The organism is Drancourtella sp. An12 (assembly GCF_002160935.1).
In the GTDB taxonomy this organism is placed as follows: Bacteria; Bacillota; Clostridia; order Lachnospirales; family Lachnospiraceae; genus Sellimonas; species Sellimonas catena.
The window spans coordinates 34,428-54,641 of the sequence record NZ_NFLO01000005.1; the positions used below are offsets into that span (position 1 = coordinate 34,428).

Genomic DNA, 20,214 nt, shown 5'->3' on the forward strand with positions numbered 1-20,214 from the left:
TCATGAAAAAGAAAAGGAGAAAGGATCTGAGCGGGATCATTGTCAAAGTATGCTTTGCGGCATTTCTGGCGGTGTATCTGGGAATGCTCTGCATGCAGGGGTATGCAAAGGATGTCTCTGTGGAAGGAATCAGGAAAGAGTTTGAAAGTGAAAAGCTTCTTGACGGGATCGAAGAGATGAAAGATAAAGATCTGCGCAGATATTATGGAATAGAAAGCAAGGACTGTGAGGGATACTTCTACTATAAGGCGGAGTCGCCGATGGCAGTGGATGAGCTTCTTGTACTGAAGACAAAGAATGCTCAGGACGCCGGACGGTTTGAGGAAGCAGTAAACAATCGTCTGGACAGCCAGATCGAGAGCTTCGAGGGATACGGAGTCACCCAGACTGCGCAGCTGAAAAAGGCATATGCGCAGTCGGAGGGAATCTATGTAATTTACATGGCGGGCGATCAGGCGGATGACTGGAAATCTGCTTTTGAAAGCGCGATAAAATAGTCGGTGGAGGGAAATGACATGCTTTTAAACAGTCTGAATTTTATATTTGCATTTCTTCCGGTTGTCCTGATTCTGTTTTATGTGGTGCCGGGAAAATGGAAAAATCTCGTGCTTGCCCTGGCCAGTATTTTTTTCTACGCATGGGGCGAGCCGGTTTATGTTGTATTAATGCTGTTCAGTGCGGTGATGCATTATATGCTGGCGATCGATATCGGCAGAAAACAGAAACGCAGCCGCAGTGCGGTTCCATCCCTTGTTTTTGTCATTGTGATGGATGTATTTATTCTTGGATTTTTTAAATATTACGGATTTTTAAGCGGCGCAGTCAATGAATTGCTCGGAACCGGCTTCTCTACATCAGCACTGACGCTGCCGATCGGTCTGTCCTTTTATACATTTAAAAATCTTTCCTATGTGATTGATGTGTATAAAAAGAAATGTGAACCGGAACGGGATCCGATTACATTTATGGCATATGCGTCATTGTTTGCCTGCATGTCTGCCGGACCGATTGTCCGCTATGCAGATATCAAAGACGATCTCTATGCCCACAACGTATATATGTCAAGGCTTGGAGAGGGTGCGAGACGTTTTATCCTCGGCCTTGCGAAAAAAGTCCTTCTGGCAGATCAGTTATCCATGATGATTACCCAGATTCAGGACTCCGGATCATCTATGTCCATGGTGACGGCGTGGATTTATCTGTTTGCCTACACGATGCAGATTTTCTTTGACTTCTCGGGTTATTCTGACATGGCCATCGGAGTCGGAAATATGCTTGGATTTGAATTTAAGGAAAACTTTGATTATCCATATATCGCAAAAAGCGTGACAGAATTCTGGAGAAGATGGCATATATCCTTGAGCGGATGGTTCCGTGATTATGTGTACATTCCGCTTGGCGGAAACCGTGTATCCATTCTCTGCCATCTGAGGAACATTGTGATTGTCTGGTGTCTGACCGGAATCTGGCACGGGGCAACCTGGAACTTTCCGGTGTGGGGGCTTTATTATGCCGTGATTCTGATTGGTGAAAAATATGTGTGGAAGAATCTGGTCTCCAGGCTTCCGGGATGGGCAGCCAATACTTATACGATGCTGCTTGTCATGTTTGGGTGGCTGATTTTCATGAACACATCCTGGGATGCGGCGGCAGGAATGTTTGCCTCCCTCCTTGGATTTGGAGCATCTTCATTGATCGATGTGACAGCCGGATATTACTTAAAAACAGGAATTCTTCTGTTCGCACTGTGCGTACTGGCCGCAAGACCGGTTCTGAAGAAGCTTTCCGAGCGGTTTATTGAGCGCTATACGATTGTCACAGTGCTTGTGTATCTTGTCATGTTTTTACTCAGTATCGGCGGACTGGTATTTAATTCTTATCAGCCGTTTCTCTATATGCAGTTTTAAGGGGAGGTGTCAGATTTGGAAAAAGAGAAATTACCGGCATCGTATTTCGTAGGATTTATGTTTGCGATCCTGATTCTGGTCCTTTCCATTGTGAATCTGTTTTCCGGAACGAAGAAAGTCTCGGAGACGGAGAACAGGGAGCTTGCGCAGAAGCCGGAACTGACTGCAGAGGCGGTCGGCAGCGGAAATTATGCAAAGCAGTATCAGGAGTATTTTAACGATCAGTTTGTGTTACGGGATTCCTGGATCCAGTTAAAGACCGGGTTTGACCGCCTCCTTGGCAAAGTAGAGGAAAACGGAGTCTACATCGGGAAAGACGGTTATCTGATCGAAAAGTTTGAAAAGCCGGACCAGACTACGGTAAATAATACGCTGGGGGCCATGGCGGCCTGGAAAGAGAAGTATAAAGATATCACGCATTACGCAATGATTGTACCGACAGCATCGGAGATTCTGGAGGACAAGCTACCGGCGCTGGCTTTGACAGCGGATCAGGATTCCAGTATTGATCAGGCTTATCAGACACTGACCGGAAAGGGGCTGACGACAATCGATCTGAGGGACACCTTCCGTAAGAACACGAATCAGCAGCTGTTTTATAAGACGGATCATCACTGGACAACTTCTGCGGCTTATCTTGCTTTCCAGCAGTTTGCGGATGTGGCAGGGCTTGACACTTCAGCTGTAACATATGAGAAAATGCCTGTGACAGATCAGTTTCAGGGTACGCTTTCCGCAAAAAGCGGATGCCGGACCGGTGTGAAAGAGGAAATCGATGTCTTCATTCCCAAAAAGAATGAAAATACGACACAGGAGCAGGTGTCTTCGATTGTCGAGTATACAGATGATCAGAAAAAAACCGGAAGCTTCTACAACACCGATAAGCTGGATCAGAGAAATGCGTATGAGGTCTTTTTCGGCGGCAATCACGGGCTGTTAAAGATCAAGACACCGACTACGGAGAATAAGCGGCTTTTAGTTCTGAAAGATTCCTATGCGAATTGTTTCCTGCCGTTTCTTGCGCCGTATTACCGGGAGATTGTCGTTGTCGATCCGAGATACTATTATGGGGACTTATCGGAACTGATGGAGACAGAATCCATCAATGAAGTGCTGTATCTCTACAGTGCGGATACGTTTTTTGCGGATACTTCTTTTGCCGCGCTGACGGAAGAGTAGGAAGCGGAATTTCCGGATAGTTTGACCCGGCTGGAAAAATGCAAATTGACACCGGGTGGCGATCTATATATAATAAGGATAGAATACGAGCCGGCCCCGAGAGGCCGGAGAGAAGGAGTTCATAACCATGAAAAGAGTATTGCTAAAACTGAGCGGAGAAGCTCTTGCGGGTGATAAAAAGACAGGATTCGACGAGGCAACCTGCCTTGGAGTAGCTCATCAGGTCAAAGAGCTTGTCGATCAGGGAATTCAGGTAGCTATTGTAACTGGAGGAGGGAACTTCTGGAGAGGCCGTACGAGTGAAACGATTGACCGTGTCAAAGCGGACCAGATCGGTATGCTTGCCACAGTAATGAACTGTATCTATGTTTCCGATATTTTCCGTTTCGCAGGCATGGATACAGAAGTATTCACACCATTCGTATGCGGCGCTTTTACAACCCTTTTCTCAAAAGATGCGGCGGTAGAGGCACTCAATAAGGGAAAGGTCATTTTCTTTGCGGGAGGAACCGGACATCCGTATTTCTCCACAGATACCGGTGCGGTATTAAGAGCGATCGAGATTGAGGCAGATGCGATGCTGCTTGCAAAAGCGATCGACGGAATCTACGACAGCGATCCGAAAGTCAATCCGGAAGCGAAGAAGTACGATGAGATTTCCATTCAGGAAATTATCGATAAGAAGCTGATGGCGGTCGATCTGACTGCATCCATCATGTGCCTGGAGCACAAAATGCCGATGCTGGTATTCGGGCTGAGCGAGGAGAACAGCATTGTCAATACCATGAGCGGGAACTTTACAGGAACGAAAGTGACTGTTTAAGAAAGATCACAGGAGGAACTATCTATGCATGAACAATTAAAGGTATACGAAGAAAAAATGCAGAAAACAATGAAGAGTCTGGACAGCGATCTTGCGGCAATCCGTGCCGGAAGAGCAAACCCGCATATTCTGGACAGACTTACGGTGGATTATTATGGAGTACCGACTCCGATCCAGCAGGTGGCAAATGTTTCTGTTCCGGAAGCCCGGATGATTCAGATTCAGCCGTGGGAGAAAAGCATGTTAAAGGAGATCACAAAAGCGATCCAGACATCTGATATCGGAATCAATCCGACAAACGATGGACAGGTAATCCGTCTTGTGTTCCCGGAACTGACGGAAGACCGTCGTAAAGAGCTTGCCAAGGACGTGAAGAAAAAAGGTGAACAGGCAAAGGTTGCCATCAGAAATATCAGAAGAGACGGAAATGATGCCTTCAAGAAGTTAAAAGGCACAGAAGTTTCAGAAGACGCAATCAAAGATATGGAAGATGAACTTCAGAAAGTGACGGATAAATATATCAAAGAAGTCGATAAGGCAGTAGAGGCAAAGACAAAAGAAGTCATGACCGTATAAGGAAAACCGGCGGGAAAAGCGGAGCAAGGAGGGAATGGCCTCCTTGCTCTATATTTATCAAGGAGGAAGTGTTATGAAGATACCTCAGCATGTCGCTATCATTCTGGATGGAAACGGAAGATGGGCGAAGAAGAAAAAAATGCCTCGTAACTACGGCCATGCACAGGGAAGTAAAAATGTAGAAAGAATCTGTGAGGCCGCCTACAAAATGGGAATCAAATACCTGACGGTTTACGCCTTTTCCACAGAGAACTGGAACCGTCCTGCGGATGAAGTCAATGCATTGATGAAGCTTCTGCGCAATTATATGAAAACCTGTCTGAAGACTGCGGAGAAAAACCGGATGCGGGTACGGGTGATTGGAGATAAAAGCGGACTGGATGATGACATACGCAACAGAATCGAAGAGCTTGAGAAGGCGTCGGATAAAAATGACGGATTGAATTTCCAGATTGCAATCAATTATGGAAGCCGTGACGAAATGCTGCGTGCCATGCGGAAGATGGCAGAAGATGTGAAAGAGGGGAAAGTGCTGCCTGAGCAGATCGATGGACCGCTCTTTGAGTCTTATCTGGATACATACGGAATTCCGGACCCGGATCTTTTGATCCGTACAAGCGGGGAACTGCGCCTTTCGAACTATCTTCTATGGCAGATGGCCTACACAGAATTTTATTTTACCGATGTTCTCTGGCCTGATTTTACGAAAGAGGAATTAGAAAAAGCAATTTTGCAATATAATAATAGAGACCGGAGATACGGGAAAGTGAAGGAGGAAGAAGCAGATGTTTAAGACAAGACTGTTAAGCGGGATACTGCTCGTGGCTATTGCGCTTGCCACGATTATTCCAGGAAATGATATCCTGTTTGTGCTGCTTCTTCTAATCAGTCTGATTGGAATGAGCGAACTGTATAAAGTAAGACGGCTGCAGGCGTCTCTTCCTGGAATTGTCGGCTATGCAGCAGCAGCGGCATATTATCTGCTGATCCGGCTTGAGGTCAAAGGCCCGGGAGAAAACAGGATCCTGCAGTATATTGACGGACAGGGGCTTGCCCTGCTTGTTATTGTATTTTTGATTGTTCTGATGGCAGTATATGTATTTTCGTATCCAAAGTATGTGTCGGAAGAGATGATGCTCATCTTTTTTGGTGTTTTTTACGTGGCGGTGATGCTGTCATATGTTTACCGGACAAGAATGATACCGGAGGAGGGAGCGTATCTGGTATGGCTCGTATTTCTTTGCTCCTGGGGATGCGATACCTGTGCTTACTGTGTCGGAATGCTGATTGGAAAGCACAAAATGTCTCCAAAGCTCAGTCCCAAAAAATCGGTGGAAGGAGCGGTCGGCGGAGTAGTGGGAGCGGCGCTTCTGGGCGCGCTTTATGCTGCGGCGGTGAGCCATTTCGCAGACGCGGATGCGTCGCCGGCACTGTATGCTTTGATCTGCGGAGCGGGCGGACTGATTTCCATGGTAGGTGATCTGGCCGCATCTGCAATCAAAAGAAATCATAATATCAAGGATTACGGGAAACTGATTCCGGGACACGGAGGAATTCTGGACCGGTTCGACAGCGTGATCTTTACGGCACCGATCATTTATTATCTGAGTATCTTTTTTATTTAATAAGTAGTCAGGAGAAGAAACATGAAAAAAATTGCCATATTAGGATCCACCGGTTCGATCGGCACCCAGACGCTTGACGTGGTGCGAGAAAACGGGGACATTGAGGTCGTCTCTCTGGCGGCAGGATCCAATACAGAGCTTCTGGAAAAGCAGGTTCGTGAGTTTCATCCGAAAGTTGTCTGTGTCTATCAAAAAGAACGTGCGGCGGACTTAAAAGAGCGCCTTAAGGATAAAACTGTAAAAATTGTCACAGGAATGGATGGCCTGATTGAGGCGGCCTGTATTCCTGAAGCGGAGATTGTTGTGACGGCGGTTGTAGGGATGATTGGTATCCGGCCGACGATTGCCGCCATTGAAGCTGGAAAAGATATTGCGCTTGCAAATAAGGAAACACTTGTTACCGCAGGGCATCTGATTATTCCGCTTGCAAAGGAAAAAGGAATCCGGATTCTCCCGGTAGACAGCGAGCACAGCGCGATCTTTCAGTCTTTACAGGGAAATGCCGGAAATAAAATACAGAAGATTCTTTTGACGGCGTCCGGCGGACCGTTCCGCGGGAAAAAGCAGGAAGATCTGCTGAATGTCAAAGTGGAAGATGCGCTGAAGCATCCGAACTGGTCCATGGGAAGAAAGATCACGATTGACTCTTCCACCATGATCAATAAAGGACTGGAAGTAATCGAAGCCAAATGGCTGTTTGATGTATCCGTAGATGAGATTCAGGTTGTGGTCCAGCCGCAGTCGGTGATCCATTCCATGGTGGAGTACGAGGATGGCTCTGTGATTGCACAGCTTGGAACACCGGACATGAAGCTTCCGATCCAGTACGCGCTATATTATCCGGAACGAAGATATCTTCCGGGCGACCGCCTGGATTTCTGGAGCCTTTCCCATCTGGACTTTGAAAAGCCGGATCTGGATACTTTTTACGGGCTGGCACTTGCCTATGAGGCAGGAAGAGAGGGAGGCAGCATGCCGACCGTGCTGAATGCAGCCAACGAGCTGGCTGTCAGCATGTTCTTAGACAGACAGATCACATATCTGGAAATCGTGGAGATTATAGAGGACTGTATGAAGGCTCATAAGAAGATTGAGAATCCTTCCTTAGAACAGATTCTTATGACTGAACAGGAAACATATGAAAGAATTCGCAGCAGGAGGTAGCAGACAGTTTGGGAATTATTCTTGCAATTATCATTTTTGGATTTATCATTTTTATCCATGAGTTTGGACATTTTCTTCTGGCCAAACTAAACGGGATTGAGGTGCAGGAGTTTTCTATCGGAATGGGGCCGAAAATCGTAGGATTTCAGAGAAAAGAAACGCAGTATTCCATCCGGATTCTGCCGCTTGGCGGATTCTGTGCCATGGGCGAGGACGAAACTGAGGACGGGGAGAGCGTCGGGAATTTCAACCAGAAATCCCCGTGGAGACGGATCAGTGTTATCGTAGCAGGGGCAGGATTCAATTTTATTCTGGCTCTGATCGGAGCCATCATTATTACAGCGTGGATCGGCGTGGACAAACCGATTGTAGCTTCGGTGGAAGAGAATTATCCGGCGGCTGAGGCAGGACTGCAGGCCGGGGATGTTATCAAAGAAATCAACGGACGCAGTATCCATCTGTTTCGGGATGCAACGACTTATAATCAGTTTCACCAAAATGAGGAGATTGATCTGACTTATGAACGCGACGGCGTGGAGACGACAGTTCACCTAAAGCCGCAGTGGGATGAAGAAAGCGGAATGTACCGGTATGGGTATTCTGGTGGCGGATATGTAAAGACCGGCTTTTTTGAAACGATAAAATACAGTTTCTACGTGGTTGAATACTGGATCACATCCACAATCGAAAGCCTGAAGATGCTCGTTACCGGACAGATCGGAATGGACAGCATGTCCGGTCCGGTAGGAATTGTCGATGTGGTGCAGGATACCTACAATCAGAGCAGAAGCGGCGGAGCATCGCTTGTATTTCTTAACATGCTGAATCTTATGATTCTGCTTTCTGCCAACCTGGGTGTCATGAACCTGCTTCCGATTCCGGCACTGGACGGAGGACGCCTTGTATTCCTGATCATTGAAGTGATCCGCGGCAAGCGGGTGCCGCCTGAGAAAGAAGGCTATGTTCACATGGTCGGAATGGTCTGCCTGCTTTTGTTGATGGTTTTTGTAATGTTCAATGATATACAGAGAATTTTTCTCTGAATTACAGAAGGTGCCGCACGGATGTGCGGTGCCTTTTCCTGTTTAACAGGAAACCTCGTTCCCTGTTAAATAAAAACGCTCCGCGGGATGCGCACTCGCACGAAGCAGAAATTTGTCGCTGCAGAGACCGCGCTCGGCGCGAGAGTTCCGCGGGCGGAACTCTTTGTTCTCTTCAAGGCATGTTTTCGGAAGTGCTTTCATATCTTGAAGAGAAGAAATGCTTTGAGGTGGGCATGAACGAAAATTACGGAATGCAGGAAAACAATATTGATAAAGGGAAGCTGAAAATACAGATCACATCGGAGGCTACATCCTTCCCGGTGGAGGACGCAAGTATCCGGATCACCTATACCGGGGTGCCGGATCAGACGATTGAGACTGTCTCCACAGATTCTTCCGGACAAACGGAGACGCTGGAGTTGCCGGCCCCTCCGGTAGAGTACAGTCTGGATGAGCGTCAGGAGGAACAGCCTTACTCGGAATATACACTGGAAGTAACAGCGCCAGGATTTGAACCGATTCAGATCGCGGGAACAGAGATTCTCTCGGGGGTAACTGCGCTTCAGAATATCCGGATGCTTCCTCTGGAACGTGAGGAAGGTCAGGAGGTCTATGTGATTCCGGCACATACGCTGTTTGGAAATTATCCGCCCAAAATTCCGGAAGCCGAAATCAAGCCGATGGACGAATCAGGAGAGATTGTTTTGAGCCGCGTTGTAGTGCCGGAATACATTGTTGTACATGATGGGTCACCGCGGGATTCTACGGCATTGAATTACTATGACAGATACAAGGATTATATTAAAAATGTGGCGTCCAGCGAAATATATGCGACATGGCCGGAGGAAGCGATCAAGGCGAATGTCCTTGCAATTATGTCCTTTACATTGAACAGGGTTTACACAGAATGGTACAGAAATCAGGGCTTTGAATTTACGATTTCCTCCTCCACTGCCTTTGACCATAAGTGGATTCCGCAACGGAATATTTACGACACGATTTCCGTAGTTGTGGATGATCTGTTTGCGTCCTATCTTTCCAGACCGAACGTACGCCAGCCGATCCTGACTCAGTATTGCGACGGAAAACAGGTGACCTGTCCGGGATGGATGACCCAGTGGGGTTCCAAAGATCTGGCGGATCAGGGATACAGTGCAATCCAGATCCTGCGTTATTTTTACGGAAGTGACATGTATATCAATACCGCCCAGGAGATTTCCGGGATTCCGTCATCGTGGCCGGGTTACACATTGGAAAATGGGTCTTCCGGCAGCAAAGTTCTGCAGATGCAGGAACAGCTGAATGTGATTGCGGGAGCCTATCCGGCGATTCCGAAAGTGGATGCGGACGGAATTTACGGTCCAAGGACGGAAGCGTCAGTCCGTAAGTTTCAGGAAGTGTTCGGGCTTCCGCAGACGGGGAAAGTAGATTACCGGACCTGGTATAAAATTTCGGAGGTCTATGTGGGCGTTTCCAGGATTGCGGAACTTGTATAAAAGAATAAATAGGGTTGCGTATCGGGCAGGAATTTCTCTATAATAGACAGTAAAGGATGATTACGGAGAAAAGCATGAGAAAAAGAGAAAACAGATTCTTAAAAGGATGCGTTGTTCTGTGCGTCATATTGATTCTGGCAGTTGCGGCAGGACTTGCCGGTTTGTTCCGCGGGTCTGTGTCAACGGTTAAAGAGAGGACTGCTTCTTCAGCAGAACAGCCGGTATTTCAGAAAGTCGAAATTCCGGCCGAAGAAGTAGCGGAGAAATTTTATTACAGTACGTTAAGTGAAGAAGAACAGCAGGTGTATCAGGCCGTTCTTCAGGGTGTCCGGAATAATTCGGAAACGATCAACGTGGAGATGACAGATGCAAAGCGGGTCAACCAGATTTATGAATTTGTTCTGAATGATTTCCCGGATATTTTTTGGTGCAGCGGTGCGGCGGAGACGACAGCTTATCAGATTCCGGGAGGAGGATATTCTGAGTTTTGCCCGGAGTATACCTACGAGGGGGAACAGAAGGAACAGATGCAGGCACAGATTGAAGCGGAGGCAGAGGCCATTCTTGGTGCGGCGGATGTATCACAGATCGATCCGGAATATGACAGAATCCGGTATGTCTATGAATATGTTATCCGTTCGGTTGACTATGTGGAAAATGCAAGTGACAGTCAGAATCTCTACAGCGCGCTTGTCAATAAGGAGTCTGTCTGCGCCGGTTATGCGCGGGAGACCCAGTATCTTCTGGAACGGCTTGGAGTATTCTGCACATATGTCACAGGGACAACCAGAGGACAGCCGCACGCATGGAATCTGGTCCGGTGTGACGGGAACTATTATTACGTGGACACCACCTGGGGCGATCCGGTCTTCCTTCAAACCGACGGCGGGTCGATTCCGGAAGAACAGCAGATTCAGTACGATTATCTTTGCTGCAGTGAACAGGAACTATTCCGGACGCACGAACTGGATGCAGATGTTACATTTCCGTCCTGTACTGCTGTGAACGATAATTACTATGTAAGAGAGGGATGCTATTACCAGCGTTTTGACCAGGACCGGATGCAAAAACAGCTGAATGAGGAGATTTCTTCCAAAGAGCCGGTTTCTGTCTTCAAGTTTTCAGGGCAGTCAGCTTACGAAGAGTCCAGAGACAGGCTTATGAACGGGCTGATACGGGATGCGGCATCGATTCTGGCACAGCAGAACGGCCTTTCAAGTGCCCGGTATTCCTATCAGGACGATCCGGTTCTGTGTAAGATCACCGTTTACTGGCAGTATGAATAAAAAGGAAGAAAATTCCGGAAAAGCGTTGAAAAACAAAAAGAGATATGGTAAAATCTTTACAATTTGAGAAGGAGGGCGCTCGAGTATCGAAAAAGACACTCATGCGCCTTTCTTTTTGCGCAAACAAACATATAGAAACTACGAAGGGATAAGGTGAAGCTATGAAAGCATTTCTGATTTTGGAAGACGGAACCGTCTTTGAAGGAACAAGCATCGGCTCGAAGAGAGAAATGATCAGTGAAATTGTCTTTAACACCTCTATGACAGGTTATCTTGAGGTCCTTACGGATCCTTCTTATGCCGGACAGGCAGTTGTCATGACTTACCCGTTAATTGGAAATTATGGAATTACTCCTGACATGGAGTCGAAAAAAGCGTGGCCGGACGGCTATATTGTGAGAGAACTCTCCAGAATGCCGAGCAATTTCCGGTGCGAAGGAACGATACAGGAATTTCTGGAAAAGCAGGATATTCCGGGCATCGCAGGCATTGATACCCGTGCTCTTACGAAGATCCTGAGAGAAAAAGGAACCATGAACGGTATGATTACAACCAATGCTGCCTATAATCTGGAAGAGGTACTTCCGAAGATTGCGGCATATGAGGTTGGAGACGTTGTTTCCAAAGTAACATGTAAAGAGTCTTATGTGCTTCCGGGAGACGGCTACAAGGTTGCGCTGATGGACTACGGCGCAAAGAACAACATTGCCAGGTCCCTGAATCAGAGGGGCTGTGAGGTTACCGTGTATCCGGCTCATACAAAGGCGGAGGAAGTACTGGCGGCAAACCCGGACGGGATCATGCTTTCCAACGGTCCTGGAGACCCGAAGACATGTACCGGTATTATCGAAGAAGTCAGAAAGTTTTATGAAAGTGATGTGCCGATTTTCGCGATCTGCCTTGGGCATCAGTTGATGGCACTTGCAAATGGGGGAGATACCCACAAGCTGAAATATGGACACCGCGGCGGAAACCATCCGGTGAAAGACCTGAGCACAAACCGTGTTTACATTTCCTCACAGAATCATGGTTATGTCGTTGATGACGCAACCTTGAGTCAGGAAATCGCAAAGCCGGCGTTTGTCAATGTCAATGACGGAACCAATGAAGGAATGGAATACACCGGAAAGAAGATCTTTACCGTACAGTTCCATCCGGAAGCATGTCCTGGACCGCAGGACTCCGGATATCTTTTTGACCGGTTTATGGAAATGATGGGAGGGGACAGATAATGCCAAGAAATCAGGATATTAAAAAAGTATTAGTAATCGGATCCGGGCCGATTGTCATCGGCCAGGCAGCTGAATTTGACTATGCAGGAACACAGGCCTGCCGTTCCCTGAAAGAGGAGGGAATCGAAGTTGTACTTCTTAACTCAAACCCGGCCACCATCATGACAGATAAGGATATTGCAGACAGGGTTTACATCGAGCCTCTGACGGTAGAAGTAGTAGAAGAACTGATCCGCAAAGAAAAGCCGGACAGTATTCTTCCGACACTGGGAGGCCAGGCCGGACTGAATCTTGCCATGGAGCTGGATGAGGCAGGATTTTTAAAAGAAAACAATGTGCGTCTGATCGGAACGACATCCGAAACAATCAAAAAGGCGGAGGACCGTCTGGAATTCAAGGCCACAATGGAAAAGATCGGAGAGCCGGTGGCGGCATCCCTTGTCGTGGAAAACGTACCGGACGGCGTGGCATTTGCAGAGGAGATCGGTTATCCGGTCGTTCTGCGTCCGGCTTATACTCTTGGCGGAAGCGGCGGTGGTATTGCCCATGACCGGGAGGAAATGGTGGAGATCCTGGAAAACGGACTTCGTCTTTCCCGTGTGGGTCAGGTACTTGTAGAGCGCTGCATCGCAGGATGGAAAGAGATTGAATATGAAGTGATGCGGGATGGAAATGGAAATTGCATTACCGTATGTAATATGGAAAACATCGACCCGGTCGGTGTTCATACCGGAGACAGTATTGTTGTGGCACCGTCTCAGACGCTGGGGGATAAAGAGTATCAGATGCTGAGAACTTCTGCTTTGAATATTATCAGCGAGCTGAACATTACCGGAGGGTGTAATGTGCAGTATGCTCTTCACCCGGATACGTTTGAATACTGTGTTATTGAGGTCAATCCGCGTGTGAGCCGCTCTTCTGCACTTGCATCCAAGGCGACAGGATACCCGATTGCAAAAGTGGCGGCAAAGATCGCACTTGGCTATACTCTGGACGAAATCAAAAACGCCATTACCGGAAAGACTTATGCAAGTTTTGAGCCGATGCTGGATTACTGTGTTGTCAAGATCCCGCGTCTGCCGTTTGATAAATTTATCAGTGCCCAGAGAACACTGACTACACAGATGAAAGCGACCGGGGAAGTCATGAGTATCTGTGACAATTTCGAAGGCGCGCTGATGAAAGCAATCCGTTCTCTGGAACAGCATGTAGACAGCCTGATGTCCTATGATTTCTCGGATCTGTCTGATGAGGAACTGATGGAAAAGCTTCATATTGTAGATGACAGACGGATCTGGATGATTGCAGAGGCCCTGAGAAGAGGCGTTTCCTACGATGTCCTTTACAGCATTACAAAAATTGACAAATGGTTTATTGATAAATTCGCCATCATTGTAGGGATGGAGAAAGCCCTGAAAGACGGACCGCTGACACCGGAACTCTTAAAAGAAGCAAAACGGATCGAATTTCCGGATCATGTCATTGCATCTCTGACCGGTAAGACCGAGGGAGAGATCCATCAGATGCGCGTGGACAACGGAATCCGTGCGGCATACAAGATGGTAGATACCTGTGCGGCAGAGTTCGCTGCAAGCACACCGTACTATTATTCTGTATTCGGCAGTGAAAATGAAGTAGAAAAAACAAGTGGAAAGAAGAAAGTTCTTGTCCTTGGCTCCGGCCCGATCCGCATCGGTCAGGGAATCGAATTCGATTTCTGCTCCGTACATTGTACCTGGGCATTCAAAAAAGAAGGCTATGAGACAATCATCGTCAATAATAACCCGGAGACAGTCAGCACTGACTTTGACATCGCAGACAAGCTTTATTTCGAGCCGTTGACACCGGAAGATGTGGAAAGCATCGTAGATATTGAGAAACCGGACGGCGCTGTTGTGCAGTTCGGAGGACAGACAGCCATCAAGCTGACCGAGGCACTGATGAAGATGGGAGTTCCGATCTTCGGTACTTCGGCAGAAAATGTAGATGCAGCGGAAGACAGAGAACTCTTTGACGAAATCCTTGCAAAATGTAAGATTCCGCGCCCGACAGGTGGAACGGTCTTTACAGCAGAGGAAGCGAAAAAGGTTGCAAACGAACTGGGTTATCCGGTTCTTGTAAGACCGTCCTACGTTCTTGGCGGCCAGGGCATGCAGATTGCCATCAACGACCATGATATCGACGAGTTTATCGGAATCATCAACCGGATCGCACAGGAGCATCCGATTCTGGTAGACAAGTACCTGATGGGAAAAGAGATCGAGGTTGACGCGGTGTGCGACGGAGAAGATATCCTGATTCCGGGTATTATGGAGCATATCGAAAGAGCCGGTATTCACTCCGGAGACAGTATCTCCGTTTACCCGGCCCAGAGCATTTCAGCAGTAACAAAGCGGAAGATCGAAGAGTACACAAGAAGACTTGCCAGAGCTTTGAATGTCATCGGTATGATTAACATTCAGTTCATTGTTTGCGGGGAAGAAGTGTACGTCATCGAGGTGAATCCAAGATCCAGCCGTACCGTTCCGTATATCAGCAAGGTGACAGGCATCCCGATCGTTCCGCTTGCAACAAAAGTTATTATCGGACATAAGATCCGTGAGATGGGATATACTCCGGGACTGCAGAAAGAGGCGGAATACATCGCAATCAAGATGCCGGTATTCTCTTTTGAGAAAATCCGCGGGGCAGACATCAGCCTTGGACCGGAAATGAAGTCCACCGGAGAATGTCTTGGAATTGCGAAGACCTTTAACGAGGCATTATACAAAGCCTTCCTTGGAGCAGGTATCAAACTTCCGAAATATAAGAATATGATTATGACCGTGCGGGATGAGGACAAGCCGGAAGCGGTAGAGATCGGACGCAGATTCGAGGCTCTCGGATACCGGATCTTTGCAACAGCCGGAACAGCGGAAGCCCTCAAAGAAGCAGGGGTAAAAGCAATTTCTGTCAACAAGATCGAGCAGGCATCACCGAACCTTCTGGATCTGATCCTGGGACATGAGATTGACCTTGTCATCGATACTCCTCCGCAGGGAGCAGATCATGCAAGAGATGGATTTACGATCCGCAGAAATGCCATCGAAACAGGTGTGACTGTACTGACTGCGATGGATACGGCAGGAGCACTGGTGACAAGCCTTGAAAATACCAATATCAAAGAACTGACTTTGATTGATATCGCAAAAGTTCAGTAGTATAATTGAAGACAGAACATAAAAGAGAAGCGCTATGGTCCATCCGGATCATAGCGCTTGGTAATTTGACAGCAGGAGGGAAGCGTTATGTACAAAATTCTGATTATCGAAGATGATATGACCATTGCAGAAACCCTGGCATCCCATCTGACCCGGTGGGGATATGAGGTGAAATATGTGGAGGATTTCAAGAATATTCTGGAAGAGACGGCGGCCTGTTCGCCGCACCTTATTCTTCTGGACATCATGCTGCCGTTTTTCAACGGGTTCCACTGGTGCCAGAGAATCCGGGAATTTTCCAAAGTGCCGATCATCTTCCTGTCATCGGCGTCTGACAATATGAATATCGTCATGGCCATGAATATGGGCGGAGATGATTTTGTAGAAAAGCCGTTCGACCTGAATGTTCTGACGGCAAAAGTTCAGGCACTGCTGCGGAGGAGTTATTCTTTTCAGGGAAATATCAATGTGATTGAGCATAAAGGCCTGATTCTGAACATGAGTGACGCTTCGGTTCTGTATGAAGGTGCGCGGATTGATCTTACGAAAAATGAATATAAAATTTTACAGTGCCTGATGGAACGTGCGGGGAAAATTGTCTCCCGGGAGGACATTATCACGAAACTCTGGGAGGACGACAGCTTTATCGATGACAATACGCTGACAGTCAATATGACAAGGCTGAGGAAAAAGCTGGATAAGGCCGGCCTGCCGGATATCATTCTGACCAAAAAAGGAATCGGTTACATGATAAAGGAGTGAGAGAACCATGGTGAAAGGATATTTGAAAGACAGGATGCTGGCCTGGGCGGTTTTTCTGTTTTTTTACGCGGCATTGTTTCTGATCGGATATTTATATGATATTCCGATGGAAAAGGTCTTTTATATAGCAGAGTTTACTCTGGCCGGAGCATTTCTCTGTTTTCTGGTGGATGTGACGAAATATGCAGGCCGGTGGAAAGAACTGAAGCGCCGGATCGAGACGATGGATACCTGTTCCGGAACATTTTATACATCACCTGGAGCGATGGATGCTCTTTACCGGCAGCTGATTGAGAAGATGGCACATGAAAAGGAAGAGGTTCTGTACGAGGATGGACTCAAATATAATGATATGATGGATTACTACGGCATGTGGGCGCATCAGATTAAGACTCCGATCGCCGCCATGCGGATTCTTCTGCAGTCCGGCCGGGAGAGTGAAGAAGAAAAGATTGACCGGAAACTCTATGATTCTCTGCAGATGGAGCTGTTTAAGACGGAACAGTATGTGGAGATGGTGTTGTCCTACCTGAGAATCGGTGACATATCCAAAGATATGGTATTGACAAACTGCGATCTTGGGAAAGTGGTGCGTCAGGCCGTCAAGAAGTACTCCAGACTGTTTATCCTGCAAAAGCTCTCGCTGGAACTGGGTGAAATCAAGGAGACGGTGCTGACAGATGAAAAATGGCTCTCCTTTGTGGTAGAGCAGATCCTTTCCAATGCGCTGAAGTATACGAAAAAAGGAAAGATTTCCATCTATATGAAGGACGGTGACCATCTGGTGATTGAAGATACCGGAATCGGGATTTCCAGCGAGGATCTTCCGAGAATCATGGAGAAGGGCTATACCGGATATAACGGCAGAAAAGACAAAAAGTCCACCGGAATCGGCCTTTATCTCTGCAAGAAAGTGATGGACAAATTAAACCACGGGATTCAGATTTCCTCCCAACCGGATAAAGGAACGAAAGTAACACTGGATTTAGGGCGCCGGGAACTGGATGTGGAATAAGCGGGATTCTCTACCTTTCAAAATCGTAAGGTTTGCGGATGGATTGTAAGCCGAATCGATGGAAAAGACCATCGGGGGTTGACTATAATAAAGGCATAGAAAAGAACAGAATTTCAGAAAGGTGGAGAAGCAGATGACGATTCTTGAAGTGCAGAATCTGAAGAAAACATATACAACACGTTTTGGAGGGAATCAGGTAGAAGCCCTGAAAAATGTGACCTTTTCCGTGGAAGAAGGAGAGTACGTCGCAATCATGGGAGAGTCCGGTTCCGGAAAGACGACACTTTTGAATATTCTTGCAGCGCTGGATAAGCCGACAGGCGGGCGCATCAAGCTGAAAGGGAGAGATCTTTCTACAGTGCCGGAGAGGGAGATCGCAACATTCCGGAGACAGAATCTGGGATTTGTATTCCAGGATTTTAATCTTCTGGATACTCTTTCCATCCGTGATAATATCTTCCTTCCGCTTGTGCTTGCAGGAAGGAAGTATCCGGAGATGGAAAAGCGGCTGGAGCCGATCGCAAAGAGTCTTGGAATTTATGAGCTTCTTTCCAAGTTTCCCTATGAAGTATCCGGAGGACAGAAGCAGCGGACGGCGGTGGCCAGAGCATTGATTACCAAACCACAGTTGATTCTTGCAGATGAGCCGACCGGTGCGCTGGATTCCAGGGCTGCGGACGATCTGCTGAACCAGTTTTCAAGGATTAATCAGACGGGACAGACCATTCTTATGGTAACCCACTCTGTGAAAGCGGCAAGCCATGCCGGCAGAGTCCTTTTCATCAAAGATGGCGAAGTCTTCCATCAGATTTACCGGGGTAATATGAAAAATGAAGAGCTGTACCAGAAGATTTCAGACACCTTGACGGTACTGACCACAGGAGGTGAGCGGCATGTTTAAATCGATTTACATCCGGCTTGCATTCACCAACATGAAGAAAAACAAACGGTCGTATCTTCCGTTTCTGGTAACCAGCATCATCACGATCATGCTGTTTTTCGATATGTCGATCATCATGGACAATTCCGGAATTAAAGAAATGCCGGGGGCAGGCAGCATGAGAAGCATTCTCGGATTTGGTACAGTCATTGTTGCAATCTTCGCGTGTGTATTTCTTTTCTACACAAACAGCTTCCTGATCAAGCAGAGGAGAAAAGAGATCGGCCTTTATAATGTTCTCGGAATGGGAAAGAAAGAGATTGCCATTATGATGTTCTGGGAATCCTTGATGGTCGGAGGCGCCAGTATCCTGGCGGGAATTCTTGGCGGAATTATCCTTGGAAGACTGATGTTTCTTCTGCTCTATAAGATTATCGGATATCAAACATCCCTTCAGTATGAAGTGACGGGCAGCAGTATCAGCACGACCCTGATTCTTTTTGCGGTAATTTTTTTTGTAGCATTTGTATCCAATCTGATTCAGGTGCGTAAAGCAAATCCGATTGAACTTCTCAGAGGCGGAAATGTAGGTGAAAAAGAGCCAAAAACCAAGATTTTGCTTACCGTTTTCGGAGTCGTGACAATCGCGGCAGGTTATATACTGGCCAATATCGTAGAAAATCCGATTGAAGCGATCAGTGTCTTCTTTGTAGCGGTGCTCCTTGTCGTTATCGGAACATACGCGCTGTTTGTTGCAGGAAGTATCGCATTTTTAAAACTTCTGAGAAAAAATAAATCTTTTTATTATAAGGCGAAACATTTTCATTCTGTCTCCGGCATGATTTACCGGATGAAGCAGAATGCAGTAGGACTTGCCAATATCTGTATTTTGAGTACAATGGTACTGGTTACGCTTTCAACGACAGTCGGCCTGAATCTGGGAATGGAAAACATAATGGAAAACCGGTTTCCGAAGGAGCTGATTCTGACCATTGAGCAAAGTAATGAAGAAACGATCCGGACTGTGGATACGGTAGTGGCGGAAGAACTGAACCGGCAGGGGATCCGGCAGGAAAACGGATACCGGTGTCAGTCTGTTTCCATGGTGACGGATAAAGAAAAAGATGGATTTTCCTTCTATGCGTTCGGCAGTCTCTTTTACCCTAACCGGGTGCTGGTACAGCTTGCTCCGGTATCATACTATAATGAGATGATGGGAGAAAATCTGGAGCTTTCGGATCAGGAAGCAGTCATATACACTTCTTCCAAAACGCCTTATGGAAAGGATCATTTCCGGATTGAAGACACGGATTTTACCATTGTAGAAGAGCCGGATGCAATTCCGATGGAAAAGAAGCAGAACTTCCCTGTAATGGAGTCTTATATCCTGTTCGTCAAAGATCAGACGGTCATTAACAATCTGATCTCATCCCTGCCGGAATCCGGAGAAGTATCGATGGAATATTCCTATGGGTTTGATCTGACCGGAAGCGAAGAGAAAAAAGAGGCAGCAGCAGAGGCCATTACCAACAGGATTCAGAATGATTACGGAATCGGAGGATACCTGGAACTCCGGGGCGTCTATGAAGAAGATTTCCATATGTTTTACGGAAGCTTCTTCTTCCTTGGAATTTTCCTCGGCGGTCTGTTCCTGATGGCAACCGTACTGATTATCTACTATAAGCAGATTTCCGAAGGATTTGAGGACCGGAACCGGTATCAGATCATGCAGAAAGTCGGCATGAGCCGGCGGGAGGTTAAAAAAACCGTCAACAGTCAGATCAGGATGGTATTTTTCCTGCCGCTTGGACTTTCGGTTCTCCATCTGGCAGCGGCATTCCAGCTGATTCGAAGACTTCTTTCGTCATTTAATCTGACGAACACAAACCTGATTGTTGCATGTACAATTGGAACGGTTCTTATCTTTGCGTTGATTTATGCGTTTGTCTTTAAACTGACGGCAAGAGAATATTATAAAATTGTTACCAGATAACCGGGAAAGGGCACTGTGTTTGAAAATGCAGTG

At 47.0% G+C, this 20,214-nt stretch carries 17 protein-coding genes; all 17 read left to right on the forward strand.

All coding sequences use genetic code 11. From position 1 onward, the window contains the following. Positions 1-2 precede the first annotated feature (2 nt). The 17 genes from B5E64_RS06805 (at position 3) to B5E64_RS06885 (ending at position 20,181) form a co-directional block, all read left to right on the forward strand. On the forward strand, positions 3-497 hold the full coding sequence (locus tag B5E64_RS06805) for a DUF4358 domain-containing protein (RefSeq protein WP_087167776.1): 495 nt from the start codon (positions 3-5) through the stop codon (positions 495-497). An 18-nt stretch (positions 498-515) separates the two neighbouring features. Next, positions 516-1,907 (forward strand): MBOAT family O-acyltransferase, encoded by a 1,392-nt coding sequence (locus tag B5E64_RS06810; protein ID WP_087167777.1) that lies wholly within the window; start codon positions 516-518, stop codon positions 1,905-1,907. A gap of 15 nt (positions 1,908-1,922) precedes the next feature. Beyond that, positions 1,923-3,086 (forward strand): DHHW family protein, encoded by a 1,164-nt coding sequence (locus B5E64_RS06815; RefSeq protein WP_242960108.1) that lies wholly within the window; start codon positions 1,923-1,925, stop codon positions 3,084-3,086. 127 nt (positions 3,087-3,213) lie between these two features. Then, a complete protein-coding gene (gene pyrH, locus B5E64_RS06820; protein WP_087167778.1) occupies positions 3,214-3,909 on the forward strand; it encodes a UMP kinase in 696 nt (231 codons plus the stop codon). 24 nt (positions 3,910-3,933) lie between these two features. Further along, positions 3,934-4,485, forward strand: coding sequence for a ribosome recycling factor (frr, locus tag B5E64_RS06825; RefSeq protein WP_087167779.1), 552 nt, complete (start codon positions 3,934-3,936; stop codon positions 4,483-4,485). A gap of 73 nt (positions 4,486-4,558) precedes the next feature. Then, positions 4,559-5,278, forward strand: coding sequence for an isoprenyl transferase (locus tag B5E64_RS06830; RefSeq protein WP_087167780.1), 720 nt, complete (start codon positions 4,559-4,561; stop codon positions 5,276-5,278). After that, positions 5,271-6,110, forward strand: a complete 840-nt coding sequence (locus tag B5E64_RS06835; RefSeq protein ID WP_087167781.1) for a phosphatidate cytidylyltransferase — start codon at positions 5,271-5,273, stop codon at positions 6,108-6,110. The genes B5E64_RS06830 and B5E64_RS06835 overlap by 8 nt, the downstream gene beginning before the upstream one ends. Positions 6,111-6,131: 21 nt before the next feature. Beyond that, on the forward strand, positions 6,132-7,274 hold the full coding sequence (locus tag B5E64_RS06840; RefSeq protein ID WP_087167782.1) for a 1-deoxy-D-xylulose-5-phosphate reductoisomerase: 1,143 nt from the start codon (positions 6,132-6,134) through the stop codon (positions 7,272-7,274). Positions 7,275-7,282: 8 nt separating this feature from the next. Then, on the forward strand, positions 7,283-8,317 hold the full coding sequence (gene rseP / locus B5E64_RS06845; RefSeq protein WP_087167783.1) for an RIP metalloprotease RseP: 1,035 nt from the start codon (positions 7,283-7,285) through the stop codon (positions 8,315-8,317). A gap of 233 nt (positions 8,318-8,550) precedes the next feature. Continuing rightward, the gene (locus tag B5E64_RS06850) at positions 8,551-9,813 is read left to right on the forward strand and encodes a peptidoglycan-binding protein (protein WP_087167924.1); all 1,263 of its coding nucleotides are present in this window, start codon (positions 8,551-8,553) and stop codon (positions 9,811-9,813) included. 74 nt (positions 9,814-9,887) lie between these two features. Beyond that, the gene (locus B5E64_RS06855; protein ID WP_162610157.1) at positions 9,888-11,099 is read left to right on the forward strand and encodes a transglutaminase domain-containing protein; all 1,212 of its coding nucleotides are present in this window, start codon (positions 9,888-9,890) and stop codon (positions 11,097-11,099) included. A gap of 161 nt (positions 11,100-11,260) precedes the next feature. Beyond that, positions 11,261-12,331: a carbamoyl phosphate synthase small subunit gene (locus tag B5E64_RS06860; RefSeq protein WP_087167785.1), complete on the forward strand. Its 1,071-nt coding sequence runs from the start codon at positions 11,261-11,263 to the stop codon at positions 12,329-12,331. After that, entirely contained in the window at positions 12,331-15,531 is a 3,201-nt protein-coding gene (gene carB / locus B5E64_RS06865; RefSeq protein WP_087167786.1) for a carbamoyl-phosphate synthase large subunit, read from the forward strand. The genes B5E64_RS06860 and carB overlap by 1 nt, the downstream gene beginning before the upstream one ends. A gap of 87 nt (positions 15,532-15,618) precedes the next feature. Beyond that, positions 15,619-16,293 carry a response regulator transcription factor gene (locus B5E64_RS06870; RefSeq protein ID WP_087167787.1) on the forward strand — a complete coding sequence of 225 codons (675 nt, stop codon included), beginning with the start codon at positions 15,619-15,621 and terminating at the stop codon, positions 16,291-16,293. 7 nt (positions 16,294-16,300) lie between these two features. Further along, positions 16,301-17,308, forward strand: coding sequence for a sensor histidine kinase (locus B5E64_RS06875; protein WP_087167788.1), 1,008 nt, complete (start codon positions 16,301-16,303; stop codon positions 17,306-17,308). Between the two features lie 133 nt (positions 17,309-17,441). After that, a complete protein-coding gene (locus B5E64_RS06880; RefSeq protein WP_087167789.1) occupies positions 17,442-18,209 on the forward strand; it encodes an ABC transporter ATP-binding protein in 768 nt (255 codons plus the stop codon). After that, a complete protein-coding gene (locus B5E64_RS06885; protein WP_087167790.1) occupies positions 18,202-20,181 on the forward strand; it encodes an FtsX-like permease family protein in 1,980 nt (659 codons plus the stop codon). Before B5E64_RS06880 ends, B5E64_RS06885 begins: the two co-directional genes overlap by 8 nt. Positions 20,182-20,214 lie beyond the last annotated feature (33 nt).